The following is a 23,511-nucleotide window of genomic DNA, read 5'->3' on the forward strand; positions in this document are numbered from 1 at the left end:
GCACAGACAGTAAATCGAATCGTAGAATGGTCTCCGAGAAGGAAAAGATGTTGCGGGGTGACCTGTACGAACCCTCCGACCCGGCGCTGGTGGCGGAACGAAAGCAGGCACGGAAACTCACTCGAAGATATAATCGAACCGCCGAAACCGACGACGAAAAACGCCAGTCTCTCCTGCGGGAACTGTTCGGTTCGACCGGAGATGATTTGCAGGTCGAGCCACCGTTTCGGTGCGACTACGGCTACAACGTTCACGTCGGCGACGGTTTCTTTGCCAATTTCGACTGCGTGATTCTGGACGTTTGCCGGGTCGAAATCGGCGAGAACTGCCTGCTCGGTCCCGCCGTCCACATCTACACCGCGACGCATCCGATTGATGCGCAAACGCGGAGTGACGGGCTGGAATACGGCAAACCGGTCACTATCGGCGATAACGTCTGGATTGGCGGACGAGCAATCATCAATCCGGGTGTCGCTGTCGGCGACAACGTCGTTATTTCCTCCGGCACAGTGGTCACCGACGACGTGCCGGATGATGTGGTCGTGGGAGGAACTCCGGCGAAAGTCATCAAAGAGTTGGAGTCGGAGTAAAAGCGAAAAGTAAAACGGTTCGGTCGCTTGCAGGTCGAACAGATTTATTTTAGAACACGTCGTGTGATATCACATGACTCACGATTGTTCGTTTCTCCGCAAGCTGTCACTCGGAGAAAATCAGATTTCGTTCGGCGACTCCCATCGCTCCGGACATGCGGGTGATTGGGGAACACCCGAGGACGAACACGTCCGTCCGGACGCAGTCGTCTGGCCGGAATCGACGGTAGACGTTTCGACGGTTCTTTCCGCCGCAGATGAAAACAAAGTTCCCGTCACGCCCTACGCCGCAGGGACGAGTTTGGAGGGGAACGCCACGCCTTCACGAGATGGCATCAGGCTCGACATGACGCGAATGGACGCCGTACTGGATGTTCGTCCGGACGATTTTCAAATCGACGTGGAACCGGGAATCCTCGGTAAAATCGTGGACGAAACGGTCGCAAAACACGGTCTGTTTTTCCCGCCGTTACCGTCTTCGGGCGACATTTCCACCATCGGCGGGATGATAGCGAACGACGCCAGCGGGATGAAAACCGTGAAATACGGCGAGGTGAGCGACTGGGTGCTGGAACTCGAAGCGGTGCTGGCGGATGGGGAAATTATCACTGCGGGAAGCAAGGCGGTCAAAACCTCAAGCGGGTACAACCTGAAAGACCTCATCGTCGGCAGTGAGGGAACGCTGGCAGTCGTCACGCGGGCGACCCTCGAACTCGCCGGTTTGCCGGAGCAGATTCGCGGCGGGCGGGCGATTTTTGAGTCGATTTCGGATGCGGTCGAGGCGGTTTCCGACGTGGTTCGCTCCGGAGTCGATGTCGCAACCATCGAACTCGTGGACGGGACGAGCGCGACGATGGCAAACGCCTACACCGGGTCGTCGCTCCCCGACGCCCCGATGGTGTTCCTGGAGTTCCACGCCAACCACGGCATCGAGGAGGAGATCGAGTTCTGCCGGTCGGTGTTCGATGCACACGACGTGCGTCGGGTCGAGGTTGCAGAGGGCGACGAGATGGACGACCTGTGGCAGGCCCGTCGGGAACTCGCGTTCGCTGTGCAAGCCTCCGACCCGGAACTTTCGCCCCTTCATCCGGGCGACGTGACGGTGCCGATTAGCCACTATCCCGAAATGATTCGGCTCGTCTCCCGGCTCGCCGACGAACACGGGTTGCTGATTCCCTGTTTCGGCCACGCCGGAGACGGTAATCTCCACTACTCCGTGCTCGTGGACGAATCCGACCCTGACCACATCGAGCGAGCGAGAGACGTACAGATGGAAATCGTCAAAAAAGCAATTTCCGTCGGCGGCACCTGCACGGGCGAACACGGAATCGGACGGGGAAAACGCGAATATCTGGAACTCGAACACGGTACAGAAAGCGTTGAAGCCATGCGCCGAATCAAACGCGCGTTCGACCCGAACGACACACTGAATCCGGGGAAAATGTTTCCTGAAACGGTGGAGGGCGGACAGATGCGCGACTGAGTGCACTCCTTAGCCGTCGATTTCGGTATCACACACCGGACAGACGTGCGTTCCAGCATGATTGTCTTTCGAGCCAGTCCAGCCACATTCGGGACACAAAAGGAGGTTCGACATCTCGTTTTTCACTTCGTCGTCCAGCCAGTTAAGAGTGGTTCCGGCCGCGTCGCTACCAGCGGGACTTTACGGTCGGAGCGCGCAGTCATTCGAGTGAAACCCAACGAAGTCCGAGAGTCGTGGGCGGAACGGTCGGGGGAGTACTCGCCGGACTACTACGCCTACTACGGGCCGGACGGAACAAGCGAGGCGATGCGCGCCCGCCTCGACTCGCGGGTCGGCTCGGACGCGGCTATCTTGGAACTCGGATGCAGTTCGGGTAGACATCTCTCCCATCTCCTCGAAAACGGCTACGAGAACCTTTCCGGCATCGAAATCAACGACGAAGCCTTCGAGGTAATGGCCGACACCTATCCCGACCTCAAAGAACGGGGAATCTTCTACCACGATGCAATCGAAAATGTCGTGGGCGATTTCGAAGACGGGCAGTTCGACGCCGTATTTTCGGTCGAGACGCTTCAGCATCTCCATCCCGACGACGAGTGGGTGTTTACAGAACTCGCCCGAATTACCGACGACCTGCTCATCACGGTGGAAAACGAAGGCGGTGACGCCGCTGACGACCACGACTCGAATTCGGCGGAACTCGGCGTCAACTACGTCAACGACGACTTTCCGCTCTACTATCGGAACTGGAATCGGATTTTCACCGACCTCGGCCTCGTTGAGGTCGATTCCGAAGTTGGAGAACAGGACACGATTCGGGTGTTTCGAGCCGGTGGGAAGTAGTTAACAAGAGTTGATACCATGATTTTAGCTGGAACTCCCCCTGTATTCACTGCGCAATACAGAGGCTTTACCGACTAATGTACGGCATGATCCTCACAAACTGAATGAAAACGGCGCGTTTCCGAATACCAAACACATTCAGAGAACGCACCTATCTGTCGAGGAGACAGAGACGGAGAAAATGATTTACAGGCGCGTCTGCAACTACCAATCATGGGTAGCTATGCGAGAGCACCGAGTTGGGTTGAAGAGTCGGTCGATGAGAGCGACGGGTCAGAAACACAATTCGGGGATCTACTTTCGGGCCGATTAGCAGACGTGACATTGATTCCGTTGAGGCGGTGCGCGACGAACGGAAACGAGAATGAAGCTCTTTGTCGATACGAACGTCTTCACCGCGAGCTTGACTGACGAACCGACCCGGGGCAAAATTGCGACACGGGTGCTCAATGAAGAGCACGACTTCTGTACGTCGATTATAAACCTCATGGAAATTCGATCTGTGATAACGAAAAAGAAGCACGTTGAGCAAGAACGAGTCGAAGACGTATTATCAGATATCTATAATAATATCGACATCTACGCACCTGAAATCAGTGACCAAATCACGGCGTATGAACTACAGCGAGAGAATCTACTCTATACAATGAATTGTATTCTGCTCGCCTTAGCGAACGACGTCGATGCGACGCTAGTAACCTTCGACGGAGAACTTCTTGATCACGGTGAGGTTGCGCCAGAAGAGTTGCTTGAGTAATGCCGTTTTTAGCAACAGCAAAGGTTTAGTCCATCTAAAATCTTTGCTGAATAATGACTATGTCTAGTAATTTTCAGCAAGAAGTTGGTGAATGGAGTAAGGCAAACTTTGGTACTCAACCGACTGTCAACCCACTGCTCGGTGTCACCGAAGAATTAGGTGAACTCGTAGAACACATCGAGACTCGTGACCGAGTCACCGAACACGAACTCGACTGCGTCGGTGATATGCTCGTCTATCTGGCAGACTTTTGCTACCGCCGTGGTCTCCACTGTCAGACGACGTCTAAAAGCGAGAATCTCGATGACGGATACTATGACGACCCACTGAATGGCGTGAATATTGCCATCGGCTATCTCAACCGATCCGTCCTCAAACGACGGCAGGGCATCCATCTGGACGAATCCCGTGTTGATGATGAGGCTGAGCAACGGGCCATTGCAATGCTTCTCAGTTACCTCGCTGACTTTGCGCGAGCACGTGGTTATACACTCGAAGACTGCATCCAAGTTGTGTGGTATCAAGAAGTCATCGACCGTGAATGGGACAGCACTTTCATCGAAAAGACGTAGATTATTTTATCAGATTTATCCATTTTGCATCCATTGTTCCGTTACTTGGCTATTTTCAATCCAGAATGGGAGATTCACACCATGAATTGAGCAAACCGCCGAATCAGTTACGGGCTATAGACTTCCTCAAGAAATCGTACACCAACTACTGTCAAAACCACTTCATGGGGCGACTGAGCGCGACCATGGCCGCGCTCAGTCGTGAACCAACACATCGACCACGCTCGGCCCGGCCTCCGCGAGCGCGGTTTCGAGCGTCCCTGCAATGTCCTCGACTGACTCCGCGAGATGGCCGCTCGCACCGTGGCTTTCGGCGTTTTTCGGAATATCGACCGGGGGGTCGAAATCCATCCCGACGAACTCGTGGTCGTCGTCCTCGCCGCCGAACAGCTTTTTCGTGTTGTCCTTCAGGATTCGATAGTTGCGGTTGTCGGAGACGACGACGGTCAAATCCACGTCGTATCGAGCCGCCGAGTAGAGCGAATGCGGGTAGTAGAGATACGACCCGTCGCCGATGAAACCGACGACCTGCCGAGGGTCGTCTTTCTCGGCTTCGGCCATTCCCGCGCCGACGGCGGCGGGTAGGCCGTAACCCAATCCCCCGCCCTTGTTCGAGATGTAGCCTTCGCGTTCGAAGGCCCAGCGCGTCAGCATGGCGTATTTCGAGGTAACGCCTTCGTCCACGATGTAGGGGTTCGGCACGGTTTCGCGTAGTGTATCCACGAGTTCGGCTTTCGAAGCGCGAGGGTCGTCGGCGTCCGATTCATCTTCGGCGTCTTCGCGCCTCGGTTCGTCTTCGCCCATCTCGGCCATCTTCTGCTGTGCGAAGGTCTTGAACTGCTGGACGCGCTCCAGTCGTTCGTCTAACTCCTCCCCGCCAATCTCTACCTGTTCCGCGATTTCGTCCATCACGAGTCCGAGGTCGCCCGTTACCGCAACGTCCGCGGGCGTGTTCTTCCCGACCTGCCACGGGTCGTCGTTCAGGTCGATATTCGTCGCGTGGTCGGGAACCAAATCGCGGTCGTGGCGCGTGAGCGTCGTATTGGTCGAACAGCCCGCGAAGACGACCGTGTCGCTGTTCATCACGGCCGCCGCGAGGTCTTCGTCCGGCGGGACGTGGGACACCCACTGCTCGTGTTCGCCCGGGTAGGAAACCTCACAGGTCAGGATTTCGGCGTGAACGCGCGCGCCGGTCGCTTCCGCCAGTCGAACCGCGGCATCGACCGGGTCAGTGTCCGAATAGGCTCCGTGACGAGGGATGTGGTCGCCGACGACGAGGACGGGGTCGCTCGCTTCTTCGAGTAAACCCGCCGCCTCCGAAATTCCTTCCGGATCGCCAGCGCCCGAATTTTGAATCCGCCCGAGACGTTGCGGTTCGGCGTCGGTTTCGGTCATCATCACGTCCAGCGGCAGGGAGAGAAACACCGGCCCCGTTGGGGGTGTCTGAGCCACCCGAAACGCCCGGCGGAGCATCGTCGGGAGGGCCGAAACGTCGGTCACTTCCGCGCTCCATTTCGTGAACTGGTCGGTCATGGCGAGCAAATCGCCCGACAGAATCGGTTCCTCGTGGCGGAAATCGAGGCTGTGCGCCCCCGCGGTGACGACGAGTGGTGCGCCCGTTACCGACGCGCCGTAGAGGTTGCCGAGTCCGTGCGCGACGCCCGGCGCGACGTGGAGGTTGACGACGCCGACTGGGCAGTTGTCCTCGTTGGCGTCGTACTGCCGAGTACTGGCGTATCCTGCGGCCATTCCGACCGCGATGTCCTCGTGTGGAGCGAGGACGTATTCCAACTTGCTGTCACCCAATGCGCGCATGACGGGCAGTTCCGTCGTTCCGGGGTTGCCGAAGACGTATCGAACGCCGTAAGATTCGACTGCTTCGGTGAACAAATCCGCCCCCGTGCGTGTATCTACCATAGCAGTGACTAAACGCGAGACGCTAAACCGTTTCCGGGGGGAATCCCTCATCATATTTGATGTGTGTGACTGTGTGAATTGGTATACCATTTCCGAGAATTTTGAAGTATCACAAGCCGTTAGGCGTATTCCACAACTACGAAGGAGTGTTCGAGAAAACCTCATGAATCTGTCACGCTATCGAAATTCAGTGTTGTTCGTTCTGCTGTCGGTTATCTGGGGGTCGTCGTTCGTCGCCATCGAAGCCGGTCTGCGCACCTTCCCGCCCGTACTGTTCGCGGCGCTCCGGTACGACGTTGCCAGCGTAGTGATGCTGGTCGTCGTGGTCGGACTCGGCATCCGCAGAGAGAGCTATCAGTGGCGACCAGCGACCCGTACCGACTGGCTCTACGTCGCCATCGGCGGCGTGTTCCTCTTCGGTTTCTACCTCGCGCTCGTTTTCACCGGTCAGCAGTACGTCACGAGCGGCGTCTCCGCAGTCGTCCTGAGTTTGAAACCGGTCGTCACGCCGCTGTTCGCGGTGACGCTCCTGCCGAGCGAGCGATTCGGGCGGTTCCAAATCGCGGGTGTGGTGGTCGCACTTCTCGGCGTCGTCGTGGTTGCTAACCCGACATCGCTCGGCGGTGGAACCGTCGGCGTCGGCTTGCTGTTCGTCGCCGCGCTCGTCTTCGCCGTCGCGTCGGTGCTGACCCAGAAAATTCAGACGACGCTTCCAGTGCTGACCCAACAGACGTGGATGATGGTCGTCGGGGCGGTGTTCCTCCACGCGACGAGTGCCGCGATTCGCGGGGTTCCGAGCGTTTCGCCGTCTCCCACTGCACTCGTCTCGCTCGCCTATCTCGCCTTCGTCGTCAGCATCGTCGGCTACTTCGTCTACTTCGACCTGTTGGAGAAAATCGGTGCCAGCGAAGCAAATCTCGTGAACTACGTCGTTCCGGTGGTCGCCACCCTGTTCGGCTGGCTCCTCCTCGGCGAACCGATAACCGAGAACACGATACTCGGCTTCCTCGTCATCGTCGCCGGATTCGTCCTGCTGAAGTGGGCGACGTTGAAACGCGGCGTCGTCGCGGTTCGCAGGCCGTCGCGGTCGCTTCCGGGCGGCTCGTCGTCCGAAACCGTGGTCGTTTCGGGCAACGTCTATTACCGTCAATAAGGAGTCATTCACCCGAACCTACAAGTCGAACAGCGTTGACACGGGTTGCATGGCGATTTGTCCGAACTGCGAGACTGACATCACCCAGTGGGCAGAACGACTCGAACGCGCCGCCGCCGCTAGTACACCGAAAGTGTGGACATGTCCCGACTGCGATGCGGTTCTCGGCATCACGGATTGGGGGTCGTCGTAGTGTCCATTTCGGGCTGGCGACGACGCGAGGATTTGGAAGGTGGAAAGCAGATTCGGGTCTGGTTGAGCGAGGACGACGAGACGGAACTGTACGTCGAAAACCTGACCTACCGCGACGAAGGGTACGCCGTCTACGCCTACGACGTGGACGCAGACGAGTGGAACACCATCGCGGAAACCGATTCGAGGGCGGATGCCGTCGAAAAAGCAACCGAATGGGCGGGAAGTTGAGAAAAAAGCCTGAACCCTACAGCACCGCCCGCAGTTCGTCGCTCGGTTCGAGGGTTGCCAGTTCGCTCCCCACGTCGAGTTTCGAGAGTGTATTCTCACCTGCGTTCGCTTCCGCCGACTTCTTCATGATTTTCGCGTGACTCAGGTACGACAGTCGCAGTAACCAGAGCGCATCATCCACGTCACCCGTCTCCCCGACGCGAAACGTCGTCCATCCCGATTCGGGATAGACGTGGTGTGCCCCGGTTTTTCCCTCGTCCACCAATTGGTCGCGCACCCGGCGCGGAAACGCAATGTCGAGGATGCCCCATTCGTGGACGTGGCCGACTTCCCGCGGGCCGAGGCGGAACTCCGTTCCGCCGAATCGGTGTTCGGCCGCCTCGATTCCGTCCCAGTTCGACACCTCGGCGACGGTTCGGTCGATTTCCTCAGTCATTTTCCTTTCCTGCCTCGACCGGCCCTCCCTTCTGTCCCCAGAACCCGCTGTACTTTTCCACAGTTACGTCGCCGAGAACGCGGGTTTGACAGGAAAGTCGAAGTCCCGATTCGGGGTCGTGGGGCGGTTTCGAGAGCCGACTTTTTTCTTTCGCGTTTCGGTCGCTGACCGCACCATCCACGGCCACCGCACAGGTTCCGCAAACGCCGTTTCCGCGGCAGTTCAGATAGTCGGCTGTGCCGTTGTGCGGTGTCTCGCCTGCATCGAGAAGCACGTTTCTTAGCACTGCACCTTCCTCGCAGTCGATTTCCCGTTCACGAAATCGGACAGTTGGCATACTGTGCTAGTTGTTGGCAGGTGACTTTGCTCTTTTCGCAGAATGATATGCGACCACGTCCGAACCGAACTGAGAATCAACGAAGTACGGCTGAGGATGTCTACCGCCGGGGGCACCCTCAACCGTCGTCGTAACTGTTGTCGAGAACGTGGCCATCATCGAAGAGTAAAGTCGGAAGTCTGGCTGTACTCGGGTGAGGTGTGACCCGAGAAGCCACGGTCGGATGGGCGCGAAGGGGAATGCCCCGGAACCTCCCCAGTCCCCGCTTCGTCTGTCCGAAAAATGTGCCTGCGGCCTTACTCGTTGGGCGCTAACGCGGCCATCGTCTCTCGGGCGTCTTCGACCGTCGCACCGCGTGGGAACCCGACCGCGACCGCATCGACGCCCTCGATGTCGGCGAATTTTTGAAACTCTTTGCGGGCGCGCTCGGGCGTCCCCGCGGCGCAGAGGTCGTCCAGCAGTTCGTCGCCGACGAGTTCGGTCGCTCGCTCCTTGTCGCCGCTTCCCCACGCCGAGGAGATGTCGTTTGCCAGTTCCTCGTAGCCCTGCCGGGCCAGCGAATCGCGGTAGTAGGTGCCCATCCCGCCGACGTAGAAGGCCGAGTGCTGGCGGGCGAGTTTTCGGGCGCGTTCGCCGTCCTCCAGCGCACAGCAGGTCAAAGAAAGCGTCACCCGAACGTCGTCAGAGTCGCGGTCGCCGAGTTCGACACCACGCCGAAGGTCTTCCAGTCGGTCGCGCATCCCATCCGGAGTGAAGACGGTTGCGTGCCACCCGTCCGCGAATCTCCCTGCCAACTCGACCGACTTCGGTCCCATCCCGGCCGCATCGATTGCTGGCGGCGTTTCCGGCGCGTCACAGCGCAGTCGGAATCCGGCCAGCGTGAAGCAGTCGCCGTCGTAGTTCACCGTTTCTCCCGACAGCACGTTTTTCACGATGTCGATGGTTTCGCGGGTGCGCCGGAGCGGGCGGTCGAACTCCGCGCCGTGCCAGCCCTGAATGACGACCGGGCCGCTCGGCCCGAGACCGATTCGCATGCGGCCGTCCGAAACCTCTTGGAGGGTGGCGGCGGTTTGCCCGATGAGTGCGGGCGAGCGCGAATAGACGTTTAGAATCGACGGCCCGAGGCCGATTTCCTCGGTGCCGAGGGCCATCGCGGTGAGGCTGGTTACTGCATCCCTGCCCCACGTTTCAGGAAGCCACGCGCGTTCGTAGCCCAACTCTTCTGCCTGCTGAGTCAGGTCAACGAGGGTTTCGACGCTGGGTTGTGCCGCGACCGGAAGATGAACCGTTCTCTCTGCGGACATTCGTGAACGGTGATTTTTCGTGTAGCTTCCTATCAGTATCGGTGTTTTCGATGAGGTGGGTTTCGTGAGGGTGTGGAGTAGGTGGTTTCGATGAGACGCTCGATAGCAGGTCATTCAAACGGTTCTGGGAATGCCGTCAGCAGTTGCCGACAACACATGACCGCAACCGCCACCGCAGTCACCCCACTCCTCCCCGCCAGCGCGGAGTTGCACTCATGCCTCACTGTCGTTCAGCACTCGTGCGAGCGCGCTGGCGCACCCTTTCGGAAAGTAAATCATCCACAGTAAATCGGCTATTCGTCTTGCCGATAGGACGCGCCGGATACGAGGTGGCTGTGTAACCTCGGAGAGCGAACGGTGAAACCGTGAGCAGGCGGGGAGGACTGGGGCGACGAGGGCAGGTGGCCCAGTGGTCGGGCCACCTGCCCGCATGCGGTGGCGGTTTTCAGTGGAGTCGTGACTTGCCCGTACCAACTCCACAACTCGGAAATCGAGAACTGACTGAAATTCCCCACACTTGCTACTCTCAGAGTTCGGGGGATTCCATGATATCGGGAACGCCCGCCGCGGCAATCGTTTCGCCGACGACGTAGGAGGAGGCCGGACTGGCCAAAAACTGCACCACGTCGGCGATTTCCTCGCTCAATCCGACCCGGCGCTCTACGTCCTCGCGCGCCACATCGTCCGCGCTAATTCCCATCTGGGATTCCAATCCCTTTGTGGCGACGAATCCCGGCGCGACGCAGTTCACCCGGACGCCCGACCCGGCCCACTCGAACGCCAGCGAGCGCGTGAAGTTGATGACCCCGGCTTTCGCCGCCCCGTAGTGGCTCATGTACGGCGACCCCTGCTGGCCCGCGACGCTGGCGATGTTGATGACGGACGCACCAGCGTGTCCACCGTTTTCGTTCTCAGATTCTTCCTTCAGTGCCTCGCCCGCTGCTTGCGTGCAGTGATAGGTTCCGTTCAGGTTGATGTCCATCACCTTCGCCCACCCGTTCGGGCTGATGTCGTCGAAGCCTGCCATGAAACTCGCCCCGGCGTTGTTCACCAGCACGTCGAGTCCGCCGAACTCGGAAACGGTGGCGGAGACGAGTGCATCGACCGCACCGCGGTCGGTCACGTCGCATTCGACCGCGAGCGCGTTTTCTCCGATTTCCTCAGCTACCGGGTCAACGTTTGCCTGCTCACGCGAACAGACCACGACGTTCGCGCCGTCGTCCGCGAACCGCTCCGCGACGATCCTGCCGATTCCGCTGGATGCGCCGGTGATGATGGCCGTCTTCCCGGCGACAGAAAACTGGTCGGTGGTCAACGCTTCCCGCCTCCCGCGCGAAATTCGAACATAGCTGTCAGTAGCCTAGCCAAAACGAAAGGTCTTGCCGTGCCGGAAATTCGATTAGGAAGACGAAATCGGGCGTAAAAGCGAAACCGACCACCGAATAGAAACCCATTCCAGTTACGAAATACTCGGATTGTGGCCAAAATGGGTTTCTGAGTAAACCTATACCAGTTGCGTCCGTGCCTCCTCCAAATGGCCGAAGCCGCGTTCGGCGACGACCGGCAGTTCAAACTCACGGTCGGCGAGGTGACCGGCGCGGTGGGCGATTCGATAACCGTCCTGCCAGTCGTCGTGGCGGTGGCCGCGCTGACCGATTTAGACCTCGCAGTTCTCCTGCTCGGTTTCGCCGTCTTTCAGGTCGTCTGGGGCGTTCGCTACGGCCTGCCGATGTCGGTCGAACCGATGAAGGCGCTCGCCGCGCTGGCAATCGCGGGTGCGCTTTCGGGCGACGAACTGCTGACCGCTGGCCTGCTCGCCGGTTTCGTCCTCCTCGTTCTCGGGAAAACGGGAAGTCTCGAACGACTCACAAATCACGTCGGCGAACCGGTCGTTCGGGGGATTCAGGTCGCGGTCGCGCTCCTCCTCGCCGAGACGGCAGTCGGCCTCGTGCTCTCGAATCCAACGCTCGCGGGACTCGCACTCGGCGTTGCAATCGTCATCGCTGGAGTCGGCTATCGAAAAACCAGCGCACTCGTGATACTCGCGCTCGGGTTCGCGTTCGCCGGGTTTCGCGCCGGATTGCCGACGGCCAGCATTCCGGCGGTTTCGTTCGTTCTCCCTCGCGCGTCGGCGCTCGGGTCGGGCGTCCTCTCGGCGACCGCCGGGCAGTTGGCCATGACGGTCGGAAACGCGGCGGTTGCGACCTCACTGCTCCTGTCAGACCTGCTGGACGCCGAGGTGTCCCCGGACGAACTGGCGACCAGTATGGGCGTGATGAACCTCCTTGCGGTTCCCTTCGGCGCGATGCCGATGTGCCACGGAAGCGGCGGCGTCGCCGGAAAGTACACCTTCGGCGCACGAACCGCCACCGCGAACATCGTTCTCGGCCTGTTCTACGCCCTTGCGGCCCTGTTTGCGGTGCATCTCGTCGCGGCGTTTCCGCTATCCGTCTTGGGCGTCGTCCTCCTCCTCGTCGCGTACGAACTCGGACGCGCGGGGCTTCGAACCGACGACCGTTCGCTGGCGGTCGGAATCGGGATTCTCGGCCTGCTCACGAACGTCGGAATCGCGTTCATCATCGGCGTTCTCGGCTGGCGGCTCCGGAGAAAAGTATAATCGTTGCGCTCCTGTCAACTATGCTATGAGTGACCCCTCGGAACCCTACGGCCCGAATCGCCAGCGAGAAGTGTACGCTGGCGGGATGCTCGCAAATCAGACCCCTGACCTCCCGACATCGCCCGAAAAACTCGCGGAACTCGCCCGCGAATCGCTCTCGCCGGAAGCCCACGCCTACGTCGCGGGGTCGGCCGGTGCTGAGAGCACGAAAGGCGAAAATCGCCGGGCGTTCGACCGCTGGCGAATCGTCCCGCGAATGCTCCGGGACGTGGCAGAGCGCGATTTGTCGGTGGAACTGTTCGGACGAGAACTGCCAGTTCCCGTCCTGCTCGCGCCCATCGGCGTCCAGTCCATCATCCACGAGGAGGGTGAACTCGCCGCCGCACGGGCCGCGAAATCGATGGACGTTCCGCTCGTCTTGAGTTTGGCGTCGTCGGAGACGATGGAGGACGTGGCCGACGAACTCGGCGACACCCTCGCATGGTTCCAACTCTACTGGAGCGCCGACCGCGACGTAACCGTGAGTTTTCTCGAACGGGCCGAAGACGTCGGATTCGAGGCTATCGTCGTCACGCTCGACACGCCGATTATGGGCTGGCGGGAGCGCGACGTGAAACACGCCTACCTCCCCTTCCTCGACCAAGAGGGCGTGGCGAACTACTTCAGCGACCCCGCCTTTCGAGAATCCCTCGATTCCCCGCCGGAGGACGACCCGAACGCCGCGGTCTGGCGGTTCACCGAAATCTTCGGCGACCCGAGTCTGACGTGGAACGACCTCGATTTCCTCCGCGAGCACACCGACCTCCCAATCGTGCTGAAGGGCATCCTCCACCCGGAAGATGCCCGCGAGGCGGTCGAACGCGACGTGGATGGCCTCGTCGTTTCGAACCACGGTGGACGACAGGTTGACGGCGCGATTGGCGCACTGTCTGCCCTCCCCGGCGTCGTGGATGAAGTCGGCGACGAGGTTCCCGTGCTGTTCGACAGCGGCATCCGCCGAGGTGCGGATGCCTTCCGAGCAATCGCCTTGGGTGCGGATGCGGTTCTGCTCGGTCGTCCCTACGTCTATGGCCTCGCAATCGACGGCGAGGACGGGGTTCGGGAAGTGTTACAGAACTTCCTCGCCGACCTCGATTTGACCCTCGCGCTGTCTGGTCACGATTCGTTCGAAACCGTAGACCGGTCGGTGCTGGTCGAGTCCGATTCTCGTCCCTGACCGCTGAATCGACCGCAACAACCGATTTGCATCTGGCGGACGTAGCGCCCGTGATGGACGACCCCGAGAACAGAATCGAGACGCGAGAGGACGCATACGACATCGAATCGTGGGAGCCACGGACGACGACCGACCGACTCGCGCTTCGCCTCTATCGACTGCTCACGGGCGCGACTCGTGGACTAACGTTGTTTCTCGCGCTCACCTTCGTCCTCGCCGAACTCGTTCTGGTCGGCGCGACGGTCGCAGAGCGCCCACTGCTCGGTGTGTTTTCGTTTCTCTCGGTGATTCCGGCGCTCCTGCTCGCGTTCTACATTTGGCGGGCCGACCCGACCGAACGAGAGCCGCTTCCGACGCTCGTGGTCACGTTCCTTCTCGGCGTGGTGTTCGCCGCGTTCGCCGCGATAATCAACACCGTCGGCGCGTTCGCGTTGTCCGGACTCGGGGTCGGCGTCCTCGCCATCGTTCCGTTTTTCTTCCTCGTCGTCGGGCCGGTCGAGGAAACAGTCAAATGGCTCGCAGTGCGGTTTCACGCCTACCGAACGCCGCATTTTCAGACCGCAGTCGATGGCGCGGTGTACGGCGCGATGGCCGGACTGGGCTTTGCGACTATCGAAAACCTGACCTACGTCGTCGGGTCGGTGGAAATGAACGGCGGAGTCGGAACCTCGGTTACGGTTTCCGGAGTCGCAGTGACGCGGGCAATCGTCGGGCCGAACCACGTTCTTTGGGCCGCGATTTCGGGGTACTACCTCGGATTAGCCAAAATCGTCCCCGCCAACCGCGGGCCGATAATCGTCAAGGGAATCGCCATTCCCGCGGTGCTCCACGGTTTCTACAACTCGACTGCCGGACTCGTCACCGAAACGATGGCGTCGGTTGCGGGCGGGAGTGCACTGCTCTGGTTGCTCGTTTACGTTCTCGTCTTTGCCGGACTCGTCGGTGGCTATCTGTTCCAAAAGATTCGTCGGGCGCGGGAGTATTACGAAGGACAGATTCGATTAGGCTGGTAGACTATAATTGTGTTCTTGCTGGCCGTACCTATCTTAGGGTTTCCCGTCGATGAACCGGTATGACAAAATTTACTGGCATAACGACAATCGGAAAACGGGTGTTCTCGGATCTTTCGGAAAAGAACGTGACACTCATGGCGGCGGGCATCGCCTACAACGCGTTTATTTCGCTCGCGCCGATACTGCTGTTGCTCCTCATCGTTGCGAACGTGGTCGGAGGCGGCCTCGAAGAGCGAATCATCGAGGTTGCCAGCGGGTCGCTTCCCGGCCCTATTTCCAACATCATTGAGCAGGTGTTTGAAGGAGAATCGGCCGCGGCGGGGGCGTCGTTCATCGGACTCGTTGTCCTCGTCTGGGGGTCGCTAAAGATATTCCGGAGCCTCGACACGGCCTTCTCCGAAATTTACGATTCCGAGGCAGAGAACTCTATCACCGATCAGATTCGAGATGGCATCGTCGTCCTCGCCGGACTCACGTTCGCCATCTTTGCCACAGTCGCCGTCAGCGCCGTGTTTAGCGTGTTTTCGGACACGGCTCCGTATCTCGGGCTGCTGACTCCGCTGATACTCATCGGAGGGCTGATTCTCGCATTTTTCCCGATGTATTACCTGTTCCCGGACGTGGAACTGGAGTGGAGACAAGTCCTCCCCGGAACCATCTTCGCGGCGGTCGGGTGGGCCGCACTCCAAGCGCTCTTTCAGGTGTATCTGACGTTCAAAGGCGGCGGCTCCGCCAGCCTATTCGGTGGCGTCATCGTCATCATAACGTGGCTTTACTTCTCGGGACTCGTTCTCCTGCTAGGTGCGGTTATCAACTCCATCGTCGGTGGATTCTCGGCGAGCGTTCCCGGAAACTCCGGCCGAACTGCGGCAGATCAGGCCATCGAACGCGAAACGTCCCTGTCCCGCGACGAACTCGCGGCGTACCTTCGCACCCTCCGCGAGGAACTCACTGGCCGCTACGAGGGAATGCGCCCGACCGAGAGCGACCCTGCGGAGAGGCTCCCCAAACCGAGCGGTGATGTCGAATTGGTCGAGCACTCGTCTCCATCAGATGGCGGGGACGAATGGTTCGTCACGCTCCGCTGGCAGTCCGCGCCGGAAGACGAACCCATCACGACCGAAAAATAGAGTTTCGGCAACTTGCCCGGATTATCCCTGTTCGACCAACTCGAACTTCTGTACCTTTCCGGTCGTCGTCCGCGGCAGTTCCTCCACGAACGCGACTTCCCGCGGATGTTTGTACGCCGCGATGTTGTTCAGACAGTACTCCTGAATTTCCTCCGCCGTGATGTCGGCATCCGGAACCGGGACGATGAACGCTTTCACCGTCTCGTTGCGGCGGTTGTCGGGAATCCCGACGACCGCTGCGTCGGCCACGGCTTCGTGTTCGAAGAGAAGTTCCTCGACCTCTCGCGGGTAGACGTTGTAGCCCGCGGTGTTTATCATGTGTTTCTTGCGGTCTACCACGTAGAAAAAGCCGTCTTCGTCCCAGTAGCCGATGTCTCCGGTGTGGAACCAGCGCTTTCCGTCAGTTTCGGTAAACGCCTCTTTCGTCGCCCCCGAGAGTCCGGCATAGCCGCGCATCACGTTCGGCCCGGAGACGACGATTTCGCCGATTACGTCGTCCAGTTCCGCGTCGTCCTCCGCCAGCGGGCCTTCTGGAACGGGAGACTGTTCTTCGAAATCCCCATCCACGACGCGCGCATCGACTCTCTCAATCGTGGTTCCGATGCTTCCGACTCGGCGTCCGTTGTCTGGCGTGTTGAAATGTGTCACCGGACTCGTCTCAGTCAGGCCGTAGCCCTCGTAGATTTTCGCGTCGTACAGTTCCTCGAAGCGTCGGAGCACTTCGATTGGGATACCACCCCCGCCGACCCCGGCGAGTCGAACCGAGGACAAATCGAACTCCGCTGCGTTCGGTTGGTTGATAACGTCGTTGTACATCGCAGGCACGCCGTGCATTATCGTCAGCTCTTCCTCCTCGACCACGGAAAGCGCCTGCTGGGCGTCCCACGTCGGCAGGGGATAGAACGCCCCGCCGCGGAACAGGGTACCGTTCATACAGACCGTCATGCCGTAGATGTGGAACAACGGAAGCACGCCTAGCAAGGAGTCTTCCGTTCCGATTCCGCCGGGAACCAGTTCCGCGGAGGCCTCCGCGTTCGACGTGAGGTTTTCGTGCGTGAGTTCCACGCCTTTCGGGGTGCCGGTCGTCCCGCTGGTGTACGGTTGGACTGCGAGGTCGTCGTCCGCTCTGTCCGCGATTTCGCCGTCGCTCTCGGCGAGGAAGTCGCCGAAGAAAATATCGTCGCCGTCAGTCTCGCCGAGCGTGACGACGTGTTCGACAGCCGTTTCGTCTTGCACTTCCTCCACGAAGGGGACGAGGTCGGGAAGCGTCACGACGACTTCCGCGCCGCTGTCTGCGAGCAGGTGACTGATTTCGCGTGACCTGTACTGTGGATTCATCGGAACCACGACGCCGCCTGCCATGAGCGTTCCGTGGAACGTGACGACGAACTGTGGAACGTTCGGGAGATAGATTGCTACTCGGTCGTCCTCGCCGATACCTCGCTCCGCGAGTCCGCCAGCAAACCCACTGATTTGTGCCCACAGCTCTTCGTAGGTCAGCGTCTGGTCGTCGGTGACGATGGCCGGTTCGTCCGGGTGGTCGGAAACCGTGTTCGCAACGGACGCGGCAAGATTTACCATGGTGGTTTGTAACGCGGGCGGGTGGCATAAAACATCACTGAAAATCGTGCGCGGGAACCGATGTTCGGAAACGGTGTCTGACCATCCTGCGGAACTGCCGTCCGGGGCGAACCACACAAAGTGGGTTCGCCCCTTAAGAGGGTGCTCGTTGTTCACCCGCCATGAACCTTCACTGGCATCGCCGCGACCTTCGGGTTGAAGACAACCGGGCGCTTTCCTCCGGTGACCCCGTCGTTCCTGTGTTCGTGTTCGACCGCGAGGTGCTCGCGCACGCCGCCCCACCGCGCGTCTCGTTCATGCTTTCCGCGCTCGAATCGCTCCGCGAATCGTACCGCGAGCGAGGCGGGGATTTGCTGGTCGTCCACGGCGACCCACGCGAGGAGATTCCGCGAATCGCGGACTCGCTCGACGTGGAGCAGGTCGTCTGGAACCGCGACTACTCCGGATTGGCAAAGCGCCGCGACAGCGAGGTGCGGGATGCGCTTTCCGACGAGGAAATCGTCCAGCAGAGTTTCCATGATTCCCTGCTCCACACCCCCGGAAGCATCACGACGAATCAGGGCGACTACTACTCGGTTTTCACCTACTTCTGGAAGAAGTGGCGCGACCGAGGAAAGGACGATTCGTTCGACGCGCCGGGGGAAGTCGTGGACGGTGCCGATTTAGAGGGAAGCGAGGTCGAAAAGCGAGACCTACCGACGCTCGCCGACCTCGGCTTCGATGAACCGGAAGCCGAAGTTCCAGCAGGGAGTACCGAAACCGCCCGGGAACTGCTTTCCGCGTTCTGTGAAAACGAGGTGTATTCCTACGACGATGAGCGTGATTACCCCGCGCGAGAATGCACTTCCCGCCTCTCTCCGCATCTCAAGTTCGGCACCATCGGAATCCGGGACGTGTGGGAAACGACCGAGCAGGCGAAAAACGACGCCGGGAGTGCCGAGGATGCGGATTCCGTCGATGGCTTTCAACGCCAACTCGCGTGGCGCGATTTCTACGCACACGTCCTCGACAATCGCCCGGATGTGGTCGTGGAGAACTACAAGGACTACCAGTACGACATCGCGTGGCACGACGACCCCGAGGGCGTACAGGCGTGGAAAGACGGAAAAACGGGCTACCCCATCGTGGACGCCGGAATGCGCCAACTGCGCGAGGAGGCGTGGGTTCACAACCGCGTTCGGATGATAGTTGCGGCCTTTCTGACGAAAGACCTGCTTGTGGACTGGCGCGAGGGCTACGACTGGTATCGCCAGAAACTCGTTGACCACGACACCGCGAACGACAACGGCGGGTGGCAGTGGGCCGCCTCGACCGGCACGGACGCCCAACCGTACTTCCGCATCTTCAACCCGATGACGCAGGGCGAGCGATTCGATTCGGACGCAGAATACATCAAACGGTTCGTCCCGGAACTGGAAGGCGTACCGCCGAAGAAGATTCACAAGTGGAACGAACTGGACGAAGAAGAGCGCGAGAATCTCGCTCCGGACTATCCCGGCCCAATCGTTGACCACTCCGAACGGCGCGAAGATGCGATTGCGATGTTCGAAAACGCGAAAGGATAGTTAGAGCGCCATCACCGCAAAGTACGACAACGGTGTCGGTTCCGGTATGACCGACGGGGAAACCCGGGATTACGACCCCGGCGCTCGGGAAAACAGGGGAATCGGACGGGAGTTGGCGGAGGGAAACACCGAACTGAGGAGTGCGCTCGCACACTTTTATCGCGGCGAAATGGATAGGACGAACACGTGGCGACAACGACTCAACCAGACGACGTACTGGGCGATAACGCTCATGGCGGCCATCCTGACGTGGGCGTTTTCGAGTCGGGAGAATCCACACTACTTGCTCCTCATCGAGATGCTCGTCGTGACTGCATTCCTCGGGATGGAAGCGCGGCGATACCGTGGTTACGACATTTGGCGCTCCCGAATTCGCACGCTACAGGAAAACGTGTTCTCTCCCGCACTGAACCCGGCGACGGACGTGGAGACGATCGATTGGCGCGACGATCTAAGTGAGGACGTTCGCCGACCGACGCCGAAGATTTCCATCGTGGCGGCGCTCGCCCACCGTCTCCACCGGGTGTACCTTCCACTCCTGTCCCTGATTCTCGTCGCGTGGGTCGTCCGCGTCACGACGTTCGAAGTGACCGAAACGCAGGAGTCGGGACAATCCACGGCACCGCCGTCGTATCAGCCGTCACTCTCTTCTACATTGGACTGCTGGTCATCACGTTCTGGCCGGGGGCGCACCACGTGAAGGGCGAAATCTACGACGACTACCGGACGATTTCGGTGGAGTTTGTGCAAGCAGCCGGCGGCTGGATGCGAAGGAGCGAACCGGTCGAAAACTTCGGCAGGTGTAGCTTTCGAAATCGAGCAGAAGTCGGTGTCTTTCGGGTGCTCGTCTCCCGTCTCAAATGTCGAGGCGGCATTCACGCGGGTCGCCTGCTCGTACGAGGAAGAACAACAGAAGGACAAGACCACCGACGCGAAGCAGGTCACCGTGGAAGGGCATGGCCGCCAGCGCGCCCGCAAACCCGAGGAATCCGAGCAGTCCGGCCCCGCAGCTCGCACATCCGGAAGCGATGAGGCCGGGAAGCACGCCAGTCAGGTCGGAAAGGCTGGAAACCCCGCCGACCTGCACTTGCGCGACGGTGTTCGTCACCGCAACGCCCGTCAATATTGCGTAGCTGACGATGAGTGCGATTCCGAAGATTCCGTTCGTCGCTAGCACGTTTTCGGTGAGGAGGACAACTGTGTCGTCAAACCAGTGCATTCCCGCCCCGAGCATCTGCATCGACATCTCGGGAAACGTCGAGAGGATGAGCAGGAGATACGTTAGCCCCGCAACGATAGCAGTCACGGTCACTCGCCGAACGGAGGTCAGCGGGTATCTGAGGGCCGCGGCGAGTTCCGACAGTATTCGTCGGGTGCGCGTTCGGACAGTCATGCGTTCTGAATCTTCTGAATCGAACTTTCGAACCGCTTGTAGGGCTGTGCGCCGACGATTTTTCCGGCCTTTTCGGACTCGCGGTTGAACAGGATGAATCCCGGCGTTACGCTTATGTCACTTTCTTTGCCGGTGTTGATGTCGCCCGAGACGCTCGATTTGAGCGACCCCTGTTCGTCTTTCAAACACGATTGAACCGCCTCCGCGTCCACGCCGTCCACGGAACGGGTGATGTCGAGTAGGTTCGATTTCGACGCCCAACCGGTGTTCGGCTTTTCCTGCTCATCGAACACCGTCGAATGCCAGCGTTTGAATGCGCCCGGATTGTCGTCCCGAACCTGCCGCCAGACGCATTTCGACATTCTGGCCGCCGTTTCCGATGCATTCCCGACGTTCGGCAGTTCGAGGACGACGAACCGAACGGTTCCGGGCTGAATCTGCTTGTCAACCAACCGTGGAAACGTCATCTGTTCGAACCGATTGCAGAACGGACACTGATAGTCAGTCCAGTAGTAGATGTCCACGGTGGCGTCCTCCGACCCGAGAATGGGGTTGTCCTGCAAGTCGATTCCGTATCCCGTCGTCTCGTCGCTCGCATACGAAAGCGACCCACCGGATTCGCCAGTCCTCGTATCTCCTTGTGCCGGTTCTGAACGAGGGGTCGTCGTGTTGTCCGATTGCGGTAGGCTACTCGTGCATCCGGCCAGTCCGACGAGTGTTGCAGTCGCACCGAGAAACTGCCTCCGTCTCTTCATCGTATCGTCAGTCATATGCGTCTCAGTTCGAGTGACAGTGCCCGCAGTTATATTTACGGAGGAGCGTTTTCAGAGTCGGAAGTCGTTCGATGCGTTTTAACCCCCGAACTGACCTTATGAACGTGTGAGTGGGGAGCCGAGTCCAGCCGAGTTGTTCCGCTTGCTGGACGACGAGTACGCCCGGGCCATCCTCACCAAAACGAGCGAACGACCGATGTCAGCACAGACCTTAAGCACCGAATGTGATGCCTCGCTCCCGACCATCTACCGGCGGCTCAACGATTTAGAAGCGTGCAATTTAATCGAGAAGTTCACCCGACCGGAACCGGACGGAAACCACCGTTCGATGTACGAATCGACAGTCGGACACGTCGAAATCGACATCGAGGAGGGTGTGCTCGACGTTGAGATGACCAAACGAGAGGACGTGGCCGACCGCTTCACTCGCGTGTGGAGCGACATGCGAGGTGACTGACGATGCGTATCGAACTCCTCGCTGGAAAGCTGCTCGTCATGGCGCTCGGATTGCTTATCGCCTATCAGGGCTTTCGCGGCTATCGACGCAATCACAGCGAACCGATGTTTTTCGTCGCCATCGGGTTCTTGTTTCTCACCGCGGGCGGAACGATGGGTTGTACGCTCATCCACACGCTCGGCATTTCGGCGTTTTCGCTCGGCATCGCACAGACGGTGCTGGTCGCAACCGGGATGGGGTTCGTTCTCTACTCGCTGTATGGGTGAGTAAGTCGAAATTTTCGCGGCCTCGAAAGACTGTGTCTTTCGGCAATTCCGTTTGAACCGGCATCAGTTGAAGAAGTAGTCGGTCGTTCTGAATCAGCGAAAAAAGCAACTAACGTCACCGATACTTGCTGGCTCAAACGGAGCCCTCAGTCGGGTTTCGCTCCTTTCAGTCGCTTGAACCTCCTTCGCCCTCCATCCACCAGGACAGCCCGTGGTTAGCGAAAATTCCATCGCAAACGTGTTCGCCAGATACGTCTCAAACGCTCCCGCTGTCGTTTGCCTCAACACTTAACACGACCACCGTTGACCAGAGTTGACGGGGGTAATTATGGCAACCTACGAACTACCGGAGTTACCGTACGACTACGATGCACTGGAACCGTCCATCGACGCGCGAATCATGGAACTGCACCACGACAAGCACCACCAAGGCTACGTCGATGGTGCGAACTCGGCGCTCGACACACTGGAAACGATGCGCGATAACGACGACTGGGGTGACGTGAAGGGCGTCGAACGAAACCTCGCGTTCAACCTCTCGGGGCACGTAAACCACAGCGTCTTCTGGGAAAACATGTCTCCGGACGGCGGCGGGGAACCCGGCGGCGAACTCGCCGACGCGATGGACGAGCATTTCGGCGGTTTCGACCAGTTCAAGAGCCACTTTTCGGCGGCCGCAAAGGGTGTCGAAGGTTCGGGATGGGGGATGTTAGTGTACGACTTCGTGGCGGACAAACCCATCGTAACCATGGCCGAGAACCACCAGAACCAGAGTCCGATGGCGGAACCGCTGCTCGTGCTGGACGTGTGGGAACACGCCTACTACCTCCAGTACGAGAACAACCGGGGCGAGTACGTGGACAACTTCTGGGACGTGGTGAACTGGGACGATGTGGCGGAGCGATTCGATGCAGCCCAAAGCATGTAATCTCCGTCGAAGCGCCCTAAATAGGTATTTTTTGCCGGAATATCGTGTTGTGTGTTAGCGAACTTCTCCTCAAGGTTTAACAGCGAGTGGCGAGATGTATTTGACGGAGGTATACATATATGCCAGAACAATCGAACGCGGAACTGCCGCCACTTCCGTACGACTACGACGCGCTGGAACCCCACATCTCCGAACAGGTGCTCGAATGGCACCACGACACGCACCATCAGGGCTACGTAAACGGCCTCAACAGTGCCGAGGAAACCCTCGCGGAGAACCGCGAATCCGGCGACTACTCCAGCACGGCGGGTGCGCTGGGTAACATCACCCACAACGGCTGTGGACATTACCTCCACACCCTGTTCTGGGACAACATGGACGAGAACGGCGGCGGCGAACCCGAGGGCGACCTCGCAGACCGCATCGCCGAGGACTTCGGCTCCTACGAGGGTTGGAAGGGCGAGTTCAAGGCTGCCGCGAGCGCCGCAGGTGGCTGGGCGCTTCTCGTGTACGACCCAGTCGCAAAACAGCTTCGCAACGTCAAAGTTGGCAAGCACGACCAGGGCGCACTCTGGGGTAGCCACCCGATTCTCGCACTCGACGTGTGGGAGCACTCCTACTACTACGACTACGGTCCAGACCGCGGCGACTTCATCGACAACTTCTTCGAGGTCGTCGATTGGGACGAGGTTGCTGACCAGTACGAAAACGTCGCGCCGCGGTTCGAATAACGGGCCGAACCAACCGATATTTTTGC

Annotated in this window: 25 protein-coding genes and 1 pseudogene; 18 read left to right on the forward strand and 8 right to left on the reverse strand. The window is 59.5% G+C overall.

The window, feature by feature from the left end:
- Positions 1 to 26: 26 nt before the first annotated feature.
- From HL45_RS10520 to HL45_RS10540, 5 genes are all read left to right on the forward strand, one after another.
- On the forward strand, positions 27 to 590 hold the full coding sequence (locus tag HL45_RS10520) for a maltose acetyltransferase domain-containing protein (RefSeq protein WP_049971062.1): 564 nt from the start codon (positions 27 to 29) through the stop codon (positions 588 to 590).
- Positions 591 to 663: 73 nt separating this feature from the next.
- Entirely contained in the window at positions 664 to 2,073 is a 1,410-nt protein-coding gene (locus HL45_RS10525) for an FAD-binding oxidoreductase (protein ID WP_049971063.1), read from the forward strand.
- 207 nt (positions 2,074 to 2,280) lie between these two features.
- Entirely contained in the window at positions 2,281 to 2,916 is a 636-nt protein-coding gene (locus tag HL45_RS10530) for a class I SAM-dependent methyltransferase (RefSeq protein WP_049971994.1), read from the forward strand.
- A gap of 364 nt (positions 2,917 to 3,280) precedes the next feature.
- Positions 3,281 to 3,673, forward strand: coding sequence for a type II toxin-antitoxin system VapC family toxin (locus tag HL45_RS10535; protein WP_049971064.1), 393 nt, complete (start codon positions 3,281 to 3,283; stop codon positions 3,671 to 3,673).
- A 59-nt stretch (positions 3,674 to 3,732) separates the two neighbouring features.
- Positions 3,733 to 4,245: a nucleoside triphosphate pyrophosphohydrolase family protein gene (locus tag HL45_RS10540; protein ID WP_211250847.1), complete on the forward strand. Its 513-nt coding sequence runs from the start codon at positions 3,733 to 3,735 to the stop codon at positions 4,243 to 4,245.
- Positions 4,246 to 4,440: 195 nt separating this feature from the next.
- Here the strand turns inward: HL45_RS10540 and HL45_RS10545 are convergent, their stop codons facing one another.
- Positions 4,441 to 6,162: a thiamine pyrophosphate-binding protein gene (locus tag HL45_RS10545; protein WP_049971066.1), complete on the reverse strand. Its 1,722-nt coding sequence runs from the start codon at positions 6,160 to 6,162 to the stop codon at positions 4,441 to 4,443.
- Between the two features lie 163 nt (positions 6,163 to 6,325).
- Between HL45_RS10545 and HL45_RS10550 the strand changes: the two genes are divergently transcribed.
- From HL45_RS10550 to HL45_RS10555, 3 genes are read left to right on the forward strand one after another with little or no spacing between them, the layout of a single operon-like run.
- Positions 6,326 to 7,315 (forward strand): DMT family transporter, encoded by a 990-nt coding sequence (locus HL45_RS10550; protein ID WP_233274750.1) that lies wholly within the window; start codon positions 6,326 to 6,328, stop codon positions 7,313 to 7,315.
- 49 nt (positions 7,316 to 7,364) lie between these two features.
- Positions 7,365 to 7,508 carry a hypothetical protein gene (locus HL45_RS21235; protein WP_162833872.1) on the forward strand — a complete coding sequence of 48 codons (144 nt, stop codon included), beginning with the start codon at positions 7,365 to 7,367 and terminating at the stop codon, positions 7,506 to 7,508.
- Positions 7,508 to 7,738, forward strand: coding sequence for a hypothetical protein (locus tag HL45_RS10555; protein WP_049971067.1), 231 nt, complete (start codon positions 7,508 to 7,510; stop codon positions 7,736 to 7,738). Before HL45_RS21235 ends, HL45_RS10555 begins: the two co-directional genes overlap by 1 nt.
- 16 nt (positions 7,739 to 7,754) lie before the next feature.
- Here HL45_RS10555 and HL45_RS10560 read toward each other — a convergent pair whose 3' ends face one another.
- The 4 genes from HL45_RS10560 to HL45_RS10575 form a co-directional block, all read right to left on the reverse strand.
- A complete protein-coding gene (locus HL45_RS10560) occupies positions 7,755 to 8,174 on the reverse strand; it encodes a luciferase domain-containing protein (protein WP_049971068.1) in 420 nt (139 codons plus the stop codon).
- The gene (locus HL45_RS10565; protein WP_049971069.1) at positions 8,167 to 8,511 is read right to left on the reverse strand and encodes a 2Fe-2S iron-sulfur cluster-binding protein; all 345 of its coding nucleotides are present in this window, start codon (positions 8,509 to 8,511) and stop codon (positions 8,167 to 8,169) included. The genes HL45_RS10560 and HL45_RS10565 overlap by 8 nt, the downstream gene beginning before the upstream one ends.
- A gap of 296 nt (positions 8,512 to 8,807) precedes the next feature.
- On the reverse strand, positions 8,808 to 9,815 hold the full coding sequence (locus HL45_RS10570) for a TIGR04024 family LLM class F420-dependent oxidoreductase (protein WP_049971070.1): 1,008 nt from the start codon (positions 9,813 to 9,815) through the stop codon (positions 8,808 to 8,810).
- 526 nt (positions 9,816 to 10,341) lie between these two features.
- On the reverse strand, positions 10,342 to 11,130 hold the full coding sequence (locus HL45_RS10575; protein WP_049971071.1) for an SDR family NAD(P)-dependent oxidoreductase: 789 nt from the start codon (positions 11,128 to 11,130) through the stop codon (positions 10,342 to 10,344).
- Between the two features lie 219 nt (positions 11,131 to 11,349).
- On the opposite strand from HL45_RS10575, the gene HL45_RS10580 reads away from it, so the two are divergent.
- From HL45_RS10580 to HL45_RS10595, 4 genes are read left to right on the forward strand one after another with little or no spacing between them, the layout of a single operon-like run.
- Entirely contained in the window at positions 11,350 to 12,432 is a 1,083-nt protein-coding gene (locus HL45_RS10580) for a putative sulfate/molybdate transporter (RefSeq protein WP_049971072.1), read from the forward strand.
- A 25-nt stretch (positions 12,433 to 12,457) separates the two neighbouring features.
- Positions 12,458 to 13,648, forward strand: a complete 1,191-nt coding sequence (locus tag HL45_RS10585; RefSeq protein ID WP_049971073.1) for a lactate 2-monooxygenase — start codon at positions 12,458 to 12,460, stop codon at positions 13,646 to 13,648.
- A gap of 53 nt (positions 13,649 to 13,701) precedes the next feature.
- Positions 13,702 to 14,661 carry a PrsW family intramembrane metalloprotease gene (locus tag HL45_RS10590; RefSeq protein ID WP_049971074.1) on the forward strand — a complete coding sequence of 320 codons (960 nt, stop codon included), beginning with the start codon at positions 13,702 to 13,704 and terminating at the stop codon, positions 14,659 to 14,661.
- A 59-nt stretch (positions 14,662 to 14,720) separates the two neighbouring features.
- A complete protein-coding gene (locus tag HL45_RS10595; protein WP_084156861.1) occupies positions 14,721 to 15,791 on the forward strand; it encodes a YhjD/YihY/BrkB family envelope integrity protein in 1,071 nt (356 codons plus the stop codon).
- Positions 15,792 to 15,812: 21 nt separating this feature from the next.
- Here the strand turns inward: HL45_RS10595 and HL45_RS10600 are convergent, their stop codons facing one another.
- Positions 15,813 to 17,372: a long-chain-fatty-acid--CoA ligase gene (locus tag HL45_RS10600; protein ID WP_049971075.1), complete on the reverse strand. Its 1,560-nt coding sequence runs from the start codon at positions 17,370 to 17,372 to the stop codon at positions 15,813 to 15,815.
- A gap of 161 nt (positions 17,373 to 17,533) precedes the next feature.
- Here HL45_RS10600 and HL45_RS10605 point away from each other — a divergent pair, with 161 nt between their 5' ends.
- Both HL45_RS10605 and HL45_RS10610 read left to right on the forward strand, forming a co-directional pair.
- Complete coding sequence (locus HL45_RS10605; protein WP_049971076.1) at positions 17,534 to 18,937, forward strand: cryptochrome/photolyase family protein; 1,404 nt, start codon at positions 17,534 to 17,536, stop codon at positions 18,935 to 18,937.
- A 46-nt stretch (positions 18,938 to 18,983) separates the two neighbouring features.
- Positions 18,984 to 19,645 (forward strand): annotated as a pseudogene (locus HL45_RS10610) (DUF2270 domain-containing protein); the annotation flags it as partial.
- 148 nt (positions 19,646 to 19,793) lie between these two features.
- Here HL45_RS10610 and HL45_RS10615 read toward each other — a convergent pair.
- A complete protein-coding gene (locus HL45_RS10615) occupies positions 19,794 to 20,330 on the reverse strand; it encodes a hypothetical protein (protein WP_049971077.1) in 537 nt (178 codons plus the stop codon).
- Positions 20,327 to 21,100, reverse strand: coding sequence for a DsbA family protein (locus HL45_RS10620; RefSeq protein WP_233274751.1), 774 nt, complete (start codon positions 21,098 to 21,100; stop codon positions 20,327 to 20,329). Before HL45_RS10620 ends, HL45_RS10615 begins: the two co-directional genes overlap by 4 nt.
- Before the next feature lie 109 nt (positions 21,101 to 21,209).
- Between HL45_RS10620 and HL45_RS10625 the strand changes: the two genes are divergently transcribed.
- From HL45_RS10625 to sod, 4 genes are all read left to right on the forward strand, one after another.
- Positions 21,210 to 21,560, forward strand: coding sequence for a winged helix-turn-helix domain-containing protein (locus HL45_RS10625; protein WP_049971078.1), 351 nt, complete (start codon positions 21,210 to 21,212; stop codon positions 21,558 to 21,560).
- 2 nt (positions 21,561 to 21,562) lie between these two features.
- Positions 21,563 to 21,826, forward strand: a complete 264-nt coding sequence (locus HL45_RS10630) for a DUF7521 family protein (protein ID WP_049971079.1) — start codon at positions 21,563 to 21,565, stop codon at positions 21,824 to 21,826.
- Between the two features lie 328 nt (positions 21,827 to 22,154).
- Positions 22,155 to 22,754, forward strand: a complete 600-nt coding sequence (locus HL45_RS10635; protein ID WP_049971080.1) for a superoxide dismutase — start codon at positions 22,155 to 22,157, stop codon at positions 22,752 to 22,754.
- Positions 22,755 to 22,873: 119 nt separating this feature from the next.
- A complete protein-coding gene (sod, locus tag HL45_RS10640) occupies positions 22,874 to 23,485 on the forward strand; it encodes a superoxide dismutase (protein WP_049971081.1) in 612 nt (203 codons plus the stop codon).
- Positions 23,486 to 23,511 lie beyond the last annotated feature (26 nt).

The organism is Haladaptatus cibarius D43 (genome assembly GCF_000710615.1).
Lineage (GTDB): Archaea > Halobacteriota > Halobacteria > Halobacteriales > Haladaptataceae > Haladaptatus > Haladaptatus cibarius.

Coding starts and splice junctions, on each gene's coding strand:
- HL45_RS10630 (WP_049971079.1), top strand. CDS start 21,563: ATGCGTATCGAACTCCTCGCTGGAAAGCTGCTCGTCATGGCGCTCGGA.
- HL45_RS10525 (WP_049971063.1), top strand. CDS start 664: ATGACTCACGATTGTTCGTTTCTCCGCAAGCTGTCACTCGGAGAAAAT.
- HL45_RS10520 (WP_049971062.1), top strand. CDS start 27: ATGGTCTCCGAGAAGGAAAAGATGTTGCGGGGTGACCTGTACGAACCC.
- HL45_RS10580 (WP_049971072.1), top strand. CDS start 11,350: ATGGCCGAAGCCGCGTTCGGCGACGACCGGCAGTTCAAACTCACGGTC.
- HL45_RS10560 (WP_049971068.1), bottom strand. CDS start 8,174: ATGACTGAGGAAATCGACCGAACCGTCGCCGAGGTGTCGAACTGGGAC.
- HL45_RS10545 (WP_049971066.1), bottom strand. CDS start 6,162: ATGGTAGATACACGCACGGGGGCGGATTTGTTCACCGAAGCAGTCGAA.
- HL45_RS10615 (WP_049971077.1), bottom strand. CDS start 20,330: ATGACTGTCCGAACGCGCACCCGACGAATACTGTCGGAACTCGCCGCG.
- HL45_RS10595 (WP_084156861.1), top strand. CDS start 14,721: ATGACAAAATTTACTGGCATAACGACAATCGGAAAACGGGTGTTCTCG.
- HL45_RS10635 (WP_049971080.1), top strand. CDS start 22,155: ATGGCAACCTACGAACTACCGGAGTTACCGTACGACTACGATGCACTG.
- HL45_RS10585 (WP_049971073.1), top strand. CDS start 12,458: ATGAGTGACCCCTCGGAACCCTACGGCCCGAATCGCCAGCGAGAAGTG.
- HL45_RS10565 (WP_049971069.1), bottom strand. CDS start 8,511: ATGCCAACTGTCCGATTTCGTGAACGGGAAATCGACTGCGAGGAAGGT.
- HL45_RS21235 (WP_162833872.1), top strand. CDS start 7,365: ATGGCGATTTGTCCGAACTGCGAGACTGACATCACCCAGTGGGCAGAA.
- HL45_RS10570 (WP_049971070.1), bottom strand. CDS start 9,815: ATGTCCGCAGAGAGAACGGTTCATCTTCCGGTCGCGGCACAACCCAGC.
- HL45_RS10590 (WP_049971074.1), top strand. CDS start 13,702: ATGGACGACCCCGAGAACAGAATCGAGACGCGAGAGGACGCATACGAC.
- HL45_RS10620 (WP_233274751.1), bottom strand. CDS start 21,100: ATGACTGACGATACGATGAAGAGACGGAGGCAGTTTCTCGGTGCGACT.
- sod (WP_049971081.1), top strand. CDS start 22,874: ATGCCAGAACAATCGAACGCGGAACTGCCGCCACTTCCGTACGACTAC.
- HL45_RS10600 (WP_049971075.1), bottom strand. CDS start 17,372: ATGGTAAATCTTGCCGCGTCCGTTGCGAACACGGTTTCCGACCACCCG.
- HL45_RS10550 (WP_233274750.1), top strand. CDS start 6,326: ATGAATCTGTCACGCTATCGAAATTCAGTGTTGTTCGTTCTGCTGTCG.
- HL45_RS10605 (WP_049971076.1), top strand. CDS start 17,534: ATGAACCTTCACTGGCATCGCCGCGACCTTCGGGTTGAAGACAACCGG.
- HL45_RS10535 (WP_049971064.1), top strand. CDS start 3,281: ATGAAGCTCTTTGTCGATACGAACGTCTTCACCGCGAGCTTGACTGAC.
- HL45_RS10540 (WP_211250847.1), top strand. CDS start 3,733: ATGTCTAGTAATTTTCAGCAAGAAGTTGGTGAATGGAGTAAGGCAAAC.